Annotated in this window: 18 protein-coding genes; 6 read left to right on the forward strand and 12 right to left on the reverse strand. The window is 63.1% G+C overall.

The features are described from left to right. Positions 1 to 213 precede the first annotated feature (213 nt). Both ACVW16_RS10370 and ACVW16_RS10375 read right to left on the reverse strand, forming a co-directional pair. Positions 214 to 594: a response regulator gene (locus tag ACVW16_RS10370; RefSeq protein WP_456736065.1), complete on the reverse strand. Its 381-nt coding sequence runs from the start codon at positions 592 to 594 to the stop codon at positions 214 to 216. A 5-nt stretch (positions 595 to 599) separates the two neighbouring features. Beyond that, positions 600 to 989, reverse strand: coding sequence for a response regulator (locus ACVW16_RS10375; RefSeq protein WP_456736066.1), 390 nt, complete (start codon positions 987 to 989; stop codon positions 600 to 602). A gap of 872 nt (positions 990 to 1,861) precedes the next feature. Here ACVW16_RS10375 and ACVW16_RS10380 point away from each other — a divergent pair. Continuing rightward, the gene (locus ACVW16_RS10380) at positions 1,862 to 2,047 is read left to right on the forward strand and encodes a hypothetical protein (protein WP_456699145.1); all 186 of its coding nucleotides are present in this window, start codon (positions 1,862 to 1,864) and stop codon (positions 2,045 to 2,047) included. Positions 2,048 to 2,138: 91 nt separating this feature from the next. On the opposite strand, the gene ACVW16_RS10385 is transcribed toward ACVW16_RS10380, so the two are convergent. From ACVW16_RS10385 to ACVW16_RS10400, 4 genes are all read right to left on the reverse strand, one after another. Further along, positions 2,139 to 2,480, reverse strand: coding sequence for a GcrA family cell cycle regulator (locus ACVW16_RS10385; RefSeq protein WP_456699146.1), 342 nt, complete (start codon positions 2,478 to 2,480; stop codon positions 2,139 to 2,141). A gap of 27 nt (positions 2,481 to 2,507) precedes the next feature. Further along, positions 2,508 to 2,684, reverse strand: coding sequence for a hypothetical protein (locus tag ACVW16_RS10390; RefSeq protein ID WP_456699147.1), 177 nt, complete (start codon positions 2,682 to 2,684; stop codon positions 2,508 to 2,510). A gap of 146 nt (positions 2,685 to 2,830) precedes the next feature. After that, positions 2,831 to 3,142: a hypothetical protein gene (locus ACVW16_RS10395; protein WP_456736067.1), complete on the reverse strand. Its 312-nt coding sequence runs from the start codon at positions 3,140 to 3,142 to the stop codon at positions 2,831 to 2,833. A gap of 165 nt (positions 3,143 to 3,307) precedes the next feature. Beyond that, the gene (locus ACVW16_RS10400; RefSeq protein WP_456699149.1) at positions 3,308 to 3,523 is read right to left on the reverse strand and encodes a dodecin family protein; all 216 of its coding nucleotides are present in this window, start codon (positions 3,521 to 3,523) and stop codon (positions 3,308 to 3,310) included. 566 nt (positions 3,524 to 4,089) lie between these two features. Here ACVW16_RS10400 and ACVW16_RS10405 point away from each other — a divergent pair. Then, positions 4,090 to 4,533, forward strand: coding sequence for a CBS domain-containing protein (locus ACVW16_RS10405; RefSeq protein ID WP_456736068.1), 444 nt, complete (start codon positions 4,090 to 4,092; stop codon positions 4,531 to 4,533). 147 nt (positions 4,534 to 4,680) lie between these two features. Here the strand turns inward: ACVW16_RS10405 and ACVW16_RS10410 are convergent, their stop codons facing one another. Both ACVW16_RS10410 and aspA read right to left on the reverse strand, forming a co-directional pair. Continuing rightward, a complete protein-coding gene (locus ACVW16_RS10410) occupies positions 4,681 to 6,006 on the reverse strand; it encodes a dicarboxylate/amino acid:cation symporter (protein ID WP_456738798.1) in 1,326 nt (441 codons plus the stop codon). Positions 6,007 to 6,036: 30 nt separating this feature from the next. Beyond that, positions 6,037 to 7,467: an aspartate ammonia-lyase gene (aspA, locus tag ACVW16_RS10415; RefSeq protein WP_456802347.1), complete on the reverse strand. Its 1,431-nt coding sequence runs from the start codon at positions 7,465 to 7,467 to the stop codon at positions 6,037 to 6,039. 172 nt (positions 7,468 to 7,639) lie between these two features. On the opposite strand from aspA, the gene ACVW16_RS10420 reads away from it, so the two are divergent. Beyond that, on the forward strand, positions 7,640 to 8,530 hold the full coding sequence (locus ACVW16_RS10420) for a LysR family transcriptional regulator (RefSeq protein WP_456736071.1): 891 nt from the start codon (positions 7,640 to 7,642) through the stop codon (positions 8,528 to 8,530). A gap of 79 nt (positions 8,531 to 8,609) precedes the next feature. Next, positions 8,610 to 9,326: a cysteate racemase gene (gene cuyB, locus ACVW16_RS10425; protein WP_456736072.1), complete on the forward strand. Its 717-nt coding sequence runs from the start codon at positions 8,610 to 8,612 to the stop codon at positions 9,324 to 9,326. Positions 9,327 to 9,334: 8 nt separating this feature from the next. On the opposite strand, the gene ACVW16_RS10430 is transcribed toward cuyB, so the two are convergent. After that, on the reverse strand, positions 9,335 to 10,507 hold the full coding sequence (locus ACVW16_RS10430; protein ID WP_456699156.1) for an MFS transporter: 1,173 nt from the start codon (positions 10,505 to 10,507) through the stop codon (positions 9,335 to 9,337). Positions 10,508 to 10,567: 60 nt separating this feature from the next. Here ACVW16_RS10430 and ACVW16_RS10435 point away from each other — a divergent pair, with 60 nt between their 5' ends. Beyond that, a complete protein-coding gene (locus ACVW16_RS10435; RefSeq protein WP_456699157.1) occupies positions 10,568 to 11,368 on the forward strand; it encodes an AraC family transcriptional regulator in 801 nt (266 codons plus the stop codon). 286 nt (positions 11,369 to 11,654) lie between these two features. Further along, positions 11,655 to 13,007, forward strand: a complete 1,353-nt coding sequence (locus tag ACVW16_RS10440; RefSeq protein ID WP_456699158.1) for a malonyl-CoA decarboxylase — start codon at positions 11,655 to 11,657, stop codon at positions 13,005 to 13,007. 133 nt (positions 13,008 to 13,140) lie between these two features. On the opposite strand, the gene ACVW16_RS10445 is transcribed toward ACVW16_RS10440, so the two are convergent. From ACVW16_RS10445 to ACVW16_RS10455, 3 genes are all read right to left on the reverse strand, one after another. Then, entirely contained in the window at positions 13,141 to 14,310 is a 1,170-nt protein-coding gene (locus ACVW16_RS10445) for a mandelate racemase/muconate lactonizing enzyme family protein (RefSeq protein WP_456736073.1), read from the reverse strand. Between the two features lie 175 nt (positions 14,311 to 14,485). Beyond that, a complete protein-coding gene (locus ACVW16_RS10450; protein WP_092237479.1) occupies positions 14,486 to 14,743 on the reverse strand; it encodes a DUF3297 family protein in 258 nt (85 codons plus the stop codon). After that, the gene (locus tag ACVW16_RS10455) at positions 14,740 to 15,216 is read right to left on the reverse strand and encodes a glutathione peroxidase (protein WP_456699160.1); all 477 of its coding nucleotides are present in this window, start codon (positions 15,214 to 15,216) and stop codon (positions 14,740 to 14,742) included. The genes ACVW16_RS10450 and ACVW16_RS10455 overlap by 4 nt, the downstream gene beginning before the upstream one ends. Positions 15,217 to 15,218 lie beyond the last annotated feature (2 nt).

The following is a 15,218-nucleotide window of genomic DNA, read 5'->3' on the forward strand; positions in this document are numbered from 1 at the left end:
ATTTAGACCCGTGCAAGATCAGGCTTGGTCTCACGAAGTACGGATAACAACCAAGTCCTGAGGTGCGGCAATGGCCCCTCAGCCGAACCACGCTGATCCCATCGTGGTGTCGGCTTCCGGCAGCAGTGGAGCGGGAGCGCGCCTGTGCCAACAGCCGCTCTTGTCACACAGCGGACCCCATGTCGGCGATATGCGCTGGCTAATCGGAGGACCTCACGTCCGCTTTCGCGTCGCCAACAGTTGGCGGATGTGGTCCAGCACGGGTCGATAATCCAGCCTCTTCGCGGCGTGCGGACCGTCCTCGCAAAGATCACCCGCCAACGCGAGAACCCTCCCGACTGTCGCGCCCAGCATCGTCTTCACATTCGGCTGGTTGCTCCGAATCCACGCAGAAAGAGCAAACCCCGAACCGGTGGGGCCGCCTACGTCGATCAAGGCGACATCGATAAAGTGTTTCCCGCCTTCGAGGCATTCACGAGCGTCGTCGTGGTGAGTTGCTTCCACAACGCGGTACCCACACTCGCGAAGGTACTCCGCCAGCGGATGGCGCACGAGCACATCTTGCTCGACAATCAACACAGTTGTTGTTTGCATGCAGATTACAGCGCCGGGCCGAGCATCTCCACGATCAGCATTGCGATCTGCTTGGGATCGTAGGGCTTGCGGATGAACCTACCTACGCGGCTCGCTGCGCTCTCCAATTCTATGCTTCCGGAGGCAACGAGGACAAGGAGCATCGGTTGCATATCGCGTACCCTCCCAGCCAACGCAAGGCCATCAAGGGTTCCCGGCATTCGGACGTCGGTTATAAGCGCGTCAATCCGCTCGCCTGATGCAATGTAGTCCATCGCCTCATCTGCGGTGCTCGCCTCAACAACCTCAAGCCCCACGCCTCGAAGCTGCTCAGCGACGTCGAATCGGATGAACCATTCGTCCTCCACGAGCAAAACCCTCACGCGCTCACTCTTCAGCTGCTCTTGGGGGACCATTGTTGCTCCTCGGACGCTGGTCGGCCAACCTCCGGAGTGGCGCAACGTTCCAAACCATTGACTTGTTCGCTAATTGCATGCCGCAAGCACCACCAAAAGTATCCCATGTTAGTGGGGAGTTCTGCTCGCGATGATAGATGTTGCCCATCACCAGCAGCGGCTCTGTTCGTAGGCACCGGTGGCTGAGAGACCGATTGCGCTCCCGCCTGCACAACCAGGGAGCGCAGCCATGCTAGTGCGCCGCGGAATTTGTCGTCCGTCCCAACACGAGTTCAACGAAATAGAACGATTACGAGAGCTCGTCACGGAAGCCCGAGACACCCTGATGCGATTTCCTGTGCCGGACACGTTCCTCGGGAGGAAAACACAGGAGCCGTTCCCGCAAGAGACCGCAAATGGCCGCTCGAAAATTCCGAATGATTCACATAGGTAAATTCCCGAATCAGGAACAGGTTGTTTGCTTGCGCCATCCTGCGTGACGGGGAAGTCACAATGCCTCATCGTATGTACCGTGCGTTAGAGCGGGATTGCCAGCTGCAGGCGGCCCTTACAGAGCACAAAGAAACGAGAGAGGAATTGAAGAAGATGCAAAGGGAGTACAAAGTCATAGCCGATTGGCTGGAGCGGCAATTGGCTGAGGCGGAACGGTCTCCCGATGTGCGATAGGTGCATCAGCATCGACAAAGAGCTTGCCGCGCTCAAACGTGTGAGACCTCTTGTAGACGATCAGCTGGCGCTGGCTCTGATGGCTGAAGTCGTCAAGGACCTTGATACAGAGCGGGCCACACTGCATTGGGACGAGAACCACACGACTAAGTGAATGGTCTGATCCGCACCGGCCACGGCGCGGAGTGTTGGCGGTTCATCCCGGCATGACTATCCCCGACAAACTGACGGAGTGTAAGGAAGCTAAGCCGTCCCGGCTGGAGCAGGCACGACTGGATGACTTCGCCTTACCTGCGACGCAGTACGCGCTCAGCGGTGACGTGAGCATCGCCTATCAGGTCATGGGCAATGGTCCCATCGATCTCGTGATGGTGCCGGGCCTGGTTTCGTAGCCGCGAAGCGGACGAAGCCTTGGTACACGACGGCCGCCCCCTCGAGTTGGACCAGGCACGGACGGAGCGCAACAAGTTTGAGGGTGAGCTATCAGCGAGTGTTTCTGACCGCCTCAGCCAGAATGGCGTAAAGCTGCGGCTTGCTGAATTCGTCGGGCTGCGGCCTCTTCCCTGTGTTTCGCGACACCTTCTTTGCGACTGGACGGGCGCAGGCTGCCGACGATGCCGGCCTCAGCTTCGGGGGCGGCCTTATGCTCGGTCTTGCTGTAGGTGGCTTGCGGCCGCGCTTCAGGCCCCTTCGGGTCAGCATGCCGCAGACCGCATTACGGCTGCACCCGAGACGGCGCGCAATCTGCGCGGCGCTCTGTCCTGCGGACCAGAGTTCAGTGAGAAGCGCGATGTCTTTCGCATCCCAGCCCATGGGAGATATCATAGCGCAGACTGCCGAACGCGCACCAGTCTAGTCTTCGTCCGGCTCGCGCACGACCGGCGGTTCATCAGCGTCATCTTCCTCATCGTCGTCTTCGTCTTCGTCGTCTTCATCGGGGTCTCTTGGCGGCATCGCGGTGCCCATGAGCACGAGCGGTGTCCAGCCGATCGCGGCGGCGAAAAATGTTTCGGAGGTGTGTTGCTTCATGGTGTTGCCACTCCTCGAAAAGAACGCGCAGTCGCATATCCCTGGCCGATGACGTGCAGATGCCGAAGGCGCGCAAACGCGACGGGATCAGGTCGACTGCATCAGCCGCGGGCGGCCCCCGCCACGTAACCTTGTGACGTTTGCGCCTACCTTATGCCAGAGGACGCATCGGGCTCTATGTTCACCAACACTTCGCCGGTGGTAATTTCGGGAACTCCAAGATCGAGGTCATGTAGACTTGCTTGAGCAAACGCCATTATCTTGTCGTTCGCTGTATTGGCGCTTTCGCGGTCGTCAAAGATCATCACGGCGATACCGACACCCTCGCCCGCATCCAGCACATAGTAAGATCTGAATCCCGGCGATTGCCTCAGGATCTGGCCGACCCCACTCCTGGCGCGGCGAGCGGCGTCCGCTACCGAACGAACCTTGGTGTACTTGCGAATGAGCATGTACATGACGTCACCACGCTGCCAAACGCCGCTCGCATCAAAGCATATCGGTCCCCCGTCAGGCTAGGGGCCAACTTCCGAGCTGTCACACCGCCCGGTTGGGCGGACCGCGCAACGCGCCTGTTTCCAATGAGCCATCTTCGCCCACAAGCGCGGGCGAGGTGCGGAGGCTTAGGAGCCCTCGAACTTGAACGACACGTTGAGCTTGGCGCGATAGGCTTCAACCTTTCCCTTTTCATCAAGTTGCATATCGAGCTTGACGACCTCTGCAATGCGAAGATCGCGGAGAGATTTTGCAGCTTGCTCGACCGCATTGGCGGCCGCTTTCTCCCACGAGTCACTGCTGGTACCGACCAGTTCTATGACCTTGTAGACGCTATCAGGCATGTCATCCTCCTGTCCGACATGACCCGGGAAATCTAGCATCAGGATCTCGACGCCGATACCGTTTCGCGAATGCCCCGGAACAAGAAGACAACTGCATTCGCGGAGGGCGGCTCTTGGCCCGAGCTAAAAGGGTCCGACTGGCTGTCGCTTTGCTGTTGAGCTGTCCTCTGTGATCCCAATCGTCCTGATGCTTGCCTTGGGGCCGCAGGGTCGGACAGCATCAGGATGCCCGCTCCCGACCCGGATCGTACGTCGGATCTCGTGTTGTGCGAAACCGTCGACACTGCTGCCCATGGAATGCTCTTCATTTACAGCAGGCTGGCCTGTCGCAGTTTACGCGCAAGACGGCGCGAGAACTGGATTTAACGATGCCGACATCCATTCTACTCAGCGCCGACGAGGTGCTCGAACAGGCGGGTCGACGTCGCTTATTGCCTTTAGGGCGTTGCGGCGCGCAGGGGCCACAAATCGTTCGAGTCGAGCGTTCGGCGCGGTGCTGACGAGACGAGATATTTCGACTATCCTTCCATGCGGGCATTCAAGGCGGGGCCCACGAGAGGAGACCGATGAGCACCGTAAAAAACGCTCTGGCCCAGAAGGGTGGCGCCCTGATCCACGTCGGTTCCGGCGACATGGTCGTCGAAGCTTTGCGCAAGATGCGCGACGACCGGGTCCGGTCGGTGCTGGTCATCGACGACGACGTGCTTGTCGGCATCGTGACCCAGGGTGACTGCGCGATCAAAGTGCTGCTGCCCGGGCTCGATGCGAAGCAGACACCGGTGGGCCAAGTGATGACCGGCAACCCGGTGACGGTCAAGCCGGACGATCCACTGGACGGCTGCATGGCAATGATGGCTCAGCGCAGTTTTCGCCATCTGCCGGTGCTGGACGCGGGCAAGGTCGTCGGAGTGATCTCGATCGGAGACGTTGTCAAGAACATCATCCGGGACTTGGAGCACAACGTGGACGACCTGATGGGCTACATCATGAAGGACGGGCCCGGGGGCTGACAGACGAACTGCCGTGCCGCACATCCAGGCAAGTTGCCCGGCGAAAAGCAAGTCGCCGAAAGCCGCCGCCAAGCCCAAAGGCCCCGGGGTCTCTCCCGGGGCCCTTCGATCACGCGCAGAATTTCCCGAGGGGGCGGACCAACGCCTTTATCCCCCCGCTGCACCAACCGCGGCGACGCCAGGCACGACGGTCTCCGACGTGCCCTCTTCGACCAGACCTCGCTCGTCTTCCCACTTCGCCACGGCAGCCGTTGCGATGCCGTTGCCGATGACGTTGGTCATGGTCCGCCCCATGTCGAGGAACTGGTCGATACCCATGATCAGAAGCATGCCGCCCACCGGCAGGTTGAACATCGGTAGCGTCGCGGCAACGACGACGAGCCCGGCGCGCGGCACGCCGGCGATGCCCTTGCTGGTCACCATCATCACCAGCAGCATGACGAGCTGCTGCGTGACGCCCAGCTCGATGCCGTAGGCTTGGGCGATGAACAAGGCCGCAAACGCCTGGTACATCATCGAGCCGTCGAGGTTGAAAGAATAGCCCAGCGGCAGCACGAAGCCGGAGATGCGCTCGCTGACACCGAACCTGGTCAATTGCTCGATCATCTTGGGATAGGCAGCCTCGCTGCTCGCCGTCGAGAAGGCCAGCAGCATCGGCTGGCGCAGCAGGCCGATGAGATGAAGGACGGGCCGGCCCAGCGCCAGCAGACCGGCGAGGACGAGGACGGTCCAGAGCACCGCCAGGCTGAAATAGAAGGTGGCGATGAACTTGCCGTAGGTCAGGAGCACGCCGAGCCCCTGCGTGGTGATGACAGCCGCAATCGATGCGAACACGCCGAGCGGCGCGAACTTCATCACGAAGCTGGTGATCTGCAGCATGATGTGGACCAGTTCGTCGATCGACGCCGCGATGGTCCCGGCATGGCTGGTCTTCAGCCTGCTCAGCGCCAGTCCGAAGAACACGGCGAAGACCAGGATCTGCAGGATCTCGTTCGCGGACATGGCCTGGGCGATGCTGGTCGGAAAGACGTGGGTGATGAAGTCCTTCAGATTGAAGCCGGCGGTCTGCAACGTGCTGGTGGCATCGGCATCGGGAAGCGGCAGCTGCAGGCCGTGCCCCGGCGCGAACAGGTTCGCAAAGACCATGCCGAGGCCGAGCGAGACGAGCGAGGCCGAGACGAACCAGCCCATCGACCTGGCGGCAATGCGGCCGACCGCTCCGCCTTCGGAGCCGAGGCTGGTGATGCCTGACACGATCGTGGCGAAGACGAGCGGCGCAATGATCATCTTGATCATGCGCAGGAACACATCGGTGACAACAGAGAAATAGCCGGCGATGGTCTTCGCCATCTCCGGCGTCGGAGCCAGTTCGTGGCAGGCGTAACCCGCCAGGATGCCGAGCAGCAGGCTGAGCACGAGAGCATTGGTCAGACGGTTGGACCGCGCAGGTGAATTATCGGCGCTTGATGTCATTTCCTTGTTTCCTCCCTTGGACGCTTTGGTTCACGACGGTTGGATCTGGCGGCCATCCTGGTCCGCGGCGGCCAGACTTTGCGGCCGCGTCAGCATCTCGGGCTTCAGGATCGCCGCGAGGGTGGCCTCGGTGAGCAGCCCGCGCTGGCGCACCAGCTCGGCAACACCGCGACCCGACGCATGAGCCTCCACGGCGACGGCCGTGGCGGCGGCATAGCCGATGTATAGATTGAGTGCGGTCACCAGGCCGATCGAGTTCTCGACATCGGCCCGCAGCCGGTCCCGGTTGGCTGTGATCCCCGCGACGCAGCTCCGCTCCAGTGTCAGGCAGGCCTGGCTGAGATGGCTGATGCTCTTGAACAGGCTGTGCGCAATGATCGGCTCGAACGCATTGAGCTGGAGTTGGCCGGCTTCGGCGGCCATCGTCACGGTGATGTCGTTGCCAATGACTTCGAAGGCGACCTGGTTCACGACTTCAGGGATCACGGGGTTGACCTTGCCGGGCATGATCGAGGAGCCGGCCTGGACGGCCGGCAAATTGATCTCCCCGAAGCCGGCCCGCGGGCCGCTCGAGAGCAACCGGAGATCGTTGCAGATCTTGGAGATCTTGACCGCGACGCGCTTCAGCACGCCCGAGATCTGAACGAATGCACCGCAATCCTGCGTCGCCTCGACGAGATCAGGCGCGGTGACCAGCGGCAATCCGGTGATCGCATTGAGATAGCGGCAGACGAGACGCGCATAATCCGGATGCGCGTTGATGCCGGTGCCGATGGCGGTCGCGCCCATGTTGATCTCGTGGATCAGCAGCCCCGCCTCGCGCAGCCGCTCCTGATCCTCGCCGACCATGACGGCGTAGGTGTTGAACTCCTGTCCCAGCGTCATCGGCACCGCATCCTGCAGCTGGGTGCGGCCCATCTTCAGGACATCCTTGAAAGAACAGGCCTTGCCGGCGAAGGCGAGACGCAGCACGTCCATCGCCTCCACGAGATTCTGCAGGCCATGAGACGTCGCGATCTTCAGCGCGGTGGGGTACACGTCGTTGGTGCTCTGGCTCATGTTGACGTGCTCGTTCGGATGCAGCGCGGCGTACTCGCCCCTGCCATGGCCGAGGATTTCCAACGCCCGGTTCGCGATCACCTCATTGGCGTTCATGTTGGTGGAGGTGCCGGCGCCGCCCTGGATCACGTCAACGACGAACTGGTCGTGGAGGCGGCCGGCCCGCAATTCCTCGCAGGCCGCCACGATCGCCCGCCCGCGGCGCTGGTCCAGCAGACCGAGCTCCATGTTGGAGAGCGCCGCCGCCTGCTTGACGGCAGCGAGCGCATTGATCAGCTCGGGATAGGCCGAGATCGCGGTGCCCGAGATCGGAAAGTTCTCGACGGCGCGCATGGTGTGAACGCCGTAATAGGCCTCAAGCGGCACCTCGCGCTCGCCAAGCAGATCATGTTCCGTCCGCATGTTTTCTCCCGCAAATCGGCTCCGTTGTCCGCAGACAGCGGCAGGGGATGCATGCGCCGAGGGACGGAGGGCCGTCCAATGTTATGCCGGCAAGTTCTATTCCGAATTTGCATAGATTTCCCCGGCGCGTCAGGGCATCTTCCGGCGAGCGAGGCTGACCGGAGCAGGCACGATGGAGTTGAAATGGCTGGAGGATTTTCTCAGCCTCGCCCGCACCCGCAGCTTCTCGCGCGCGGCCGATGAGCGGCACGTGACGCAATCGGCGTTCAGCCGCAGGATCCAGGCGCTGGAGCTTTGGCTCGGCGTGTCCCTCGTCGACCGCAGCAGCTATCCGACCACGCTGACCACCGAGGGCCGCGAATTCCTGGAGACCGCGGAAGAAACGGTCCGTATGCTGCATGCGAGCCGTCTCGCGCTTCAGGCCAGCAAACGGCCGAACACGCAGATGGTCTCGGTCGCGGCCCTGCACACTTTGTCGCTGCATTTCTTTCCGCGCTGGTTCAGGAGCATCGAGCAGGAGGTCGGGCCGATCGGCAGCCGGTTGCTGCCCGACGATTTTCACAGTTGCCTGCAGGCGCTCGTCGAAGGCAGCTACGACTTCCTGCTCACCTTCCATCACGCCAATGTGCCGATCCTGCTGGAGCCGGAGCTCTACCCCCATGTCGTCGTCGGCATGGACAGTTTCGTCGCCGTGCGCAGTGCAACATTGCCGGCCGCGGCGGACGATGCCGCTTCGCTTCCCCTGCTCAGCTATGCCTCGAACTCTTTCCTGGGGCGGGTCGCCACCTTCGCGCAGGCCCAGGCCGGCTCGCCGCCCGCGCACGTGACGCATACCAACGAGAACGCCATGGCGGAGGGGCTGAAATTCATGGCGCTGGAGGGCTATGGCCTGGCGTGGCTGCCGCGCAGCCTGGTCGCCCGGGAGCTGGACGAGGGCACCCTCACCATTGTCGGCCCCGAGATTCCGCTGGAAGTCCGGCTCTATCGCAGCGCGCGGAGGACGCGGCCGATCGTGGAGAAGGTCTGGAGCGCCGCGCAGGCGGCCAGCCCCGAAACTATGTAGAAGCCGCATATGCCGTTCTGAACAGGCATTGGATTTGCCTGAAGCAAGCATGCATCGTGGCTCCAACAAGGAGACTTCGATGCTTGGTATTCTGGGCGGCATGGGCCCGATGGCGACCGTGGATTTCATGGGCAAGATCGTCAGGAACACACCCGCATCGTGCGACCAGGACCACATCCAGATGGTGGTGTGCGCGGCAACCGATGTGCCCGACCGAACCGCCGCCATTCTCGGCCGGGGCCCGGATCCGCTTCCCGCCATGCTGAATGCCTTGCGCCGGCTCGAGCTGTCCGGCGCGACCCGGATCGCCATCCCCTGCAACACCGCCCACCATTGGCACGGCGCGCTGCAGGGCGAGACGCCGGTGCCGATCATCCACATCGTCGACGCCGTTGCCGACGGGCTCGCTGCGCAGCAGGCGAGCAACCCGACCATCGGCCTGCTTGCGACCGACGGCACGGTGCACGCCGGAATCTACCAGCAGCGCCTGGCCGAACGCGGTTATGCCTGTGTGGTGCCTGGCGCGAAGGCGCAAGCCGAGGTCATGCGCGCGATCCGACTGGTGAAGGCGGGACACACGGACGAAGCGGCCGGCATTCTGGGCCGGGAAGCAGAGGCGCTCGCGGCCAGGGGCTGCTCGCACGTCGCCATGGCCTGCACCGAAATCCCCCTGGCCCTCGCCACGCCGGACAGCGATATCGGCGCGGCATTGCTGGACCCGACCGACCTTCTCGCACGGGCCTGCGTCAGATCATGCCTGGCCGCGCCGCAGGAGGCGATGCGGGAAGTCGCCTAGCCCTTCCCTCACGCCGCAGCGGGCGCCTCGATCTCGCGCGGCAGGATGATCGCCGCCGCGATCGCGAGCAGGCAGAGGCCGGCGAAGGCGTGCAGCATGGTGACGAAGCCGCCCTGCCCGTAGAGCCAGGCGACGAGGCCGACCGAGGCGCCCGCCGCGGTGAAGCCGATGAAATAGCGCACCGCGTAGGCGCGCGAGCGCCATTCCTCGCTGGTGTATTTGCCGACCATGGCATCGTTGACCGTGACCTGGCCGAACGCGCCCATGACGATGCCGATCGAGACCAGGATCAGCGGCAGATTCGACAGGCTCGCGGCCAGATACAGGAACGGCGCCAGCATGAAGGACAGCGGCAGCGCCACCGTCTTCAATGAGTAACGGTCGAGCAGCCGGCCGATCGTGTACTGCGTCATCGCGCCGAACACGTAGACGCAGGCGGCGATGACCCCGAGCCACGCGGGGCTCCTGGTCAGGTCCGCGAGCCGCTCGGCGAACAGCTTTGGCAGCGCGACGGTGACGGCATTGAACGTGGTGGAGATCGCGATCACGACGATGAGCAGCGACAGCACCACGCGCCACATGTCCTGTTTTGCCACCCGCGCCTGCGCCGCCGCCTGCTTGCTGCCCTTGCGGTCCTCGTGCACCACCATCATCGCGAAGGCGAGGCCGATCAGGATGGTGACGATGCCGGGGATGATGAAGGCAGAGCGCCAGCCGAGATATTGCCCGATCACGCCGGTGACCAGGGCGGACGAGGCCACGCCGAGATTGCCCCAGACGCCGTTGATGCCCATCTCGCGGCCGAGCCTCTCGGCATAGGACACGATCATCGCCGTGCCGACAGGGTGATAGATCGAGGCGAACACGCCGATCGCAAGCAGCGCGCCGCCGAGCTGCAGCGGGGTCTGCACGAAGCCGACCGAGATCATGGCGGCGCCGATGCCGATGAAGAAGATCAGCATCATGTGGCGGCGGCTCCAGCGGTCGCCGAGCCAGCCCGTCAACAGCGAGCCGGCGCCAAAGGCGATGAAACCGGGGGTCGCGTAGGGAAGCAGTTCCGAATAGGCCATGCCCAGCGCCGGCCCCATGATGATCACGGCGGCGGCGAAGATCAGCATCGAATAATGGTCGATGAAATGGCCTGCGTTGACGAAACTGATGACCCTGGCGGGGCTGTTCATTCGGAATTCTCTCCTGCTCCGAAAGGAGTTATATGTCATGGGCATGACGGAATGCTGCCAATGACTGTCGTCGAAACGCCAATCCTCCGGGAGGTCCAGGGTAATCATCGCTCCACCGCGGGCGTGCACCTGGTCGCGCGCGATTATCCGAAGGGCATGCGGATCGATCTGCACATGCACCGCGAGTCGCAGCTGATCTATGCGGCGAAGGGCACGATGCAGGTGACGACGCCAGGAGGACGCTGGCTGGTGCCGCCGGACCGCGCGGTCTGGGTGCCGGCCGGGCTCGAACATGCCATCGACCTGCTCGCCGACATCGAGATGCGCACGCTGTATTTCGACCTCGCCTGGCTCAAGCGGGAGCAGCGCTACGAGGGGCTGACCAAAGAATTCGTGGTGCGGGTGTCGCCGCTGCTCAACCAGGCGATCCTCGCGCTGTTCGACGCGCGCAACACCGCGGAGCGCACCGAGCTGCTGGTGCGCCTGGCGATGCTGGAATTGCACCAGGCCGAGGATTCCGCGACCTTCGTGCCGCTGCCGCACGAGCCGCGCTGCCGGCGCGCGGCGATGATCGTGCTCGACGATCCAACCGGCCTGCACGACATCGACACGCTGGCGCGCGAGGTCGGCACCTCCGCGCGCACGCTGTCCCGGCTGTTCTCGAGCGAGACGCAGCTCAGCTTCAAGAGCTGGTGCCAGCGCGCAAGGATTGCCGCGGCGATCCGGCGGATATCCACGGATGCGAATGTCTCGATGAAGCAGCTCGCGACGCAACTCGGCTATGCCAGCGTGCCGGCGTTCTCGGCCGCCTTCCGGCAGGTGACGGGTCGGACGCCGACGGAGTTTGCGGGGAAGGATTGAGGCGAACGCGCCCGCGTCCCTGTCAGCGAGGAGATCGCGACAAAATTGGTAGCAATTTTGCGCTGATGCCACCAAGCAATACAGACTGTCCGGCCAAGGGACTCTGGATTGGTTCGCTTCGCTCCAATGGCGTTGTGAGGCAACTGCCCCCAGCCCGGCACAGCGGCAGTCTCGGAAATGCACGGCCCGACTAAAGATGCCGCATCCCACCGCTTGATTGTGATCGGCTTCCGCCTAAATCCGATGTAAGCTTCCGCACCGCACAAACCCGGATTCGAAAGCCCAGATGGCCAATGCCTTCTTCTCCGACCTGCTCGCCACGATCTCCGAGCGCGGCCGCACCCTGCTGCGCCGGGGGAATTCAGCCGATACCCGGCAGGACGCCGATGGACTGATCGCGCTCTGCGGTGCGCTGCTGTCGGGCCGGGGCGAAGCTTCCGGCACCGCCATGGCGCGCGAGGTGCTCGACATCTACCGGCAGCTGGATGCGGCAGGACGCCGCGCCTTCTTCGAAGGCCTGCTGCGCGATTTCGGTCCCGATCGGGAGCGGCTGTCGAAGGCGATCGAAAGGTGGCGCACTCAACCTGATGACGAGGATGCGAGCTCGCTGCACTTCGCCTCGGAACCGCGGCGGCAGGAGCTTATCCGGCGTCTCAACCGCGCGCCTGGCGGGACCGGCGACCTCGTCGCCATGCGTGCCGATCTGCTCGGCATGATGAACGGACACACCCACCTCGCCGCGCTCGATCGCGACGTCTCGCATCTTCTCTCTTCGTGGTTCAACAGGGGGTTTCTCGTGCTGCGCCGGATTGACTGGTCGACCCCGGCCAACATCCTCGAAAAGATCATCCGCTACGAAGCCGTGCATGAAATCAGGGACTGGGACGATCTGCGCCGTCGCATCGATCCGGTCGACCGCCGCTGCTACGCCTTCTTCCATCCCGCGATGGTCGACGAACCCCTGATCTTCGTCGAGGTCGCGCTGACCGAGACGATTCCCGGCGCGATCGCGCCGCTGCTGGCCGTCGATCGACAGTATCTTCCGATCGAGAAAGCGCGCACCGCCGTGTTCTATTCGATCTCCAACACCCAACGCGGCCTGGGCGGCATCTCGTTCGGCAGCTTCCTGATCAAGCAGGTGGTCGAGGAGCTGCGCCGCGAATTGCCCAAGCTCGACAGTTTCGTGACGCTGTCGCCGGTGCCGGGCTTCATGTCATGGCTGAAGCAGGACAAGGACCTGCCGCTCTCGGACGAGGACCGCGAGATCCTCAAGCGGCTCGACGATCCCAAATGGTACGAGAATCCGGAGACGACGACGCAGCTGCGCGGCGTCATCGAGCCGCTCGCCGCCTATTATTTCCTGAAGGCGCGGACGTCGAAAGGCCGCCTGATCGATTCCGTCGCCCGCTTCCACCTCGGCAACGGCGCGCGGCTCGAGCGCATCAACTGGCTCGGCGACCTCTCGCCGAAGGGCCTGCGCGAATCCGCCGGCGTCATGGTGAACTATCTCTACCGCCTCGACGACATCGAGAAGAACCACGAAGCCTACGCCAATGACGGCGAAGTCGTGGCGTCGAGCGCGGTGAAGAAGCTGCTGCGGGGCGAAGGACGACGGTTGCTGGATATGCGGTTGTCGTAGGGGGGCGGGCGGACTCACTGTTCACGCCCGCCGTCATTGCGAGCGCAGCGAAGCACTCCAGACTGCCTCTGCTGAAAGACTCCGGGTTGCTTCGCTTCGCGCGCAATGACCGAGTATGCGGCAGCGTGTCGGCCTACTCCGCCAGCGCCTGCATCTCCCTGTAGAGTTCGGACTTGCCTTCGAAGCCGATGCCCGGGAGCTCAGGCATGGTGATGTGGCCGTTTTCGACGCGGACGCCGTCGGGGAAGCCGCCATAGGGCTGGAACAGGTCGGGGTAGCTTTCATTGCCGCCGAGCCCCAAGCCGGCCGCGATGTTGAGCGACATCTGGTGGCCGCCGTGCGGGATGCAGCGGCTGGGGGACCAGCCGTAGGTCTTCAAGACTTCCAGCGTGCGCTGATACTCGCACAGGCCGTAGGACAGCGCGCAGTCGAATTGCAGCCAGTCGCGATCCGGGCGCATGCCGCCGTAGCGGATCAAATTGCGGGCGTCCTGGTGGCTGAAGAGATTCTCGCCGGTCGCCATCGGACCGGGATAGAATTCGGCGAGCGCGGCTTGCAACGCGTAATCGAGAGGATCGCCTGCTTCCTCGTACCAGAACAGCGGATAATCGCGCAGCATTTTTGCGTAGGCGATACCGGTCTCGAGATTGAAGCGACCGTTGGCGTCGACGGCGAGCTGCGCGTCCTTGCCGATCTCCTTCAGCACCGCCTCGATGCGCTTGCGGTCCTCCTCGATATCGGCGCCGCCGATCTTCATCTTCACGACGTTGTAGCCGCGATCGAGATAGCCCCGCATCTCAGCTCGCAGCATCGCGAGATCCTTGCCGGGATAATAATAGCCGCCGGCGGCGTAAACGAAGACGCGCGGATTGGCCTTCACACCATGGCGCTCGGCGAGCAGACGAAACAGCGGCTTGCCCGCGATCTTCGCCACCGCATCCCACACCGCCATGTCGATGGTGCCGACCGCGACCGAGCGCTCGCCATGGCCGCCCGGCTTCTCGTTGGTCATCATCGCGGCCCAGACCTTGTCAGGGTCGAGATTGTCAGCCGATGCATTCAGCAGCGACTTCGGATCGGCCTCCGTGATGCGCAACGCAAAGCGCTCGCGGATCAGGCCGCCCTGCCCGTAGCGGCCGTTGGAGTTGAAGCCGTAGCCGACGACGCGCCTGCCGTCCGCTACCGCGTCGGTGACGACGGCAACGAGGCTCGTCGTCATCTTGGTGAAGTCGATATAGGCGTTGCGGATTGGGGACGAGATCGGTTTGGTGATCTCGCGGATGTCGACGATGCGGACGGACATGGGGACGGCCTTTCACTTTCGTCATTGCGAGCGTAGCGAAGCTATCCAGAGTGTATCCGCGGAAATAGTCCGGATTGCTTCGCTTCGCTCGCAATGACGGGGAGAGGGAGTGGGGCTCCTCGCAATGACGAGGACAGAGAGCGCCCGTCGCAACGACGAGGAGAGTGCGCGACGCTTACTTCTTATCCCTGAAGTACGGCTCCACGGGCCCATGCACCTTGATGGTCAGCGGATTGCCGTAGCGGTCCTTGGCGTTGCCGGCGGTGACGCGGACCCAGCCCTCGCTGATGCAGTACTCTTCCACGTTGGTCTTCTCGATGCCCTTGAAGCGGATACCGACGTCGCGCGACAGGATGTCGGCGTTGTAGTAGGGGCTGTTGGGATCGACCGAAAGACGGTCGGGAAATTCGTCGCTCATTGATGTCTCGCTCATAACAGGGTCTCGATCTTCTGCCGCAATCCTTCCGGCCGCGCGGTCGGCGCGTAGCGCGCAGTCACGTGGCCGGCACGATCCACCAGGAATTTGGTGAAATTCCATTTGATGGAAGCGCCGAGGAGTCCGGATTGCTGGCGTTTCAGGTACTCATACAGGGGGTGCGCCCGTGCGCCGTTGACGTCGATCTTTTCGAACAGCGGAAAGGTGACGTCGTAGTTCGTGGAGCAGAACGCCTGGATCTCGTCGGCCTGCCCCGGCTCCTGCGCGCCGAACTGGTTGCAGGGAAAGCCGAGCACCGCGAAGCCGCGCGGCGAGAGATCGCGATGCAGATCCTCCAAGGCCCGATATTGCGGCGTGAAGCCGCATTTGCTGGCGGTGTTGACGATCAGCAGCACCTGCCCTTCGTAGGCGCGCATGGACACCTCGTCGCCGGCAAGAGAATTGGCCTTGAAATCATAAAACGCGGACATGG

This window comes from Bradyrhizobium sp. USDA 4474 (assembly GCF_054057515.1).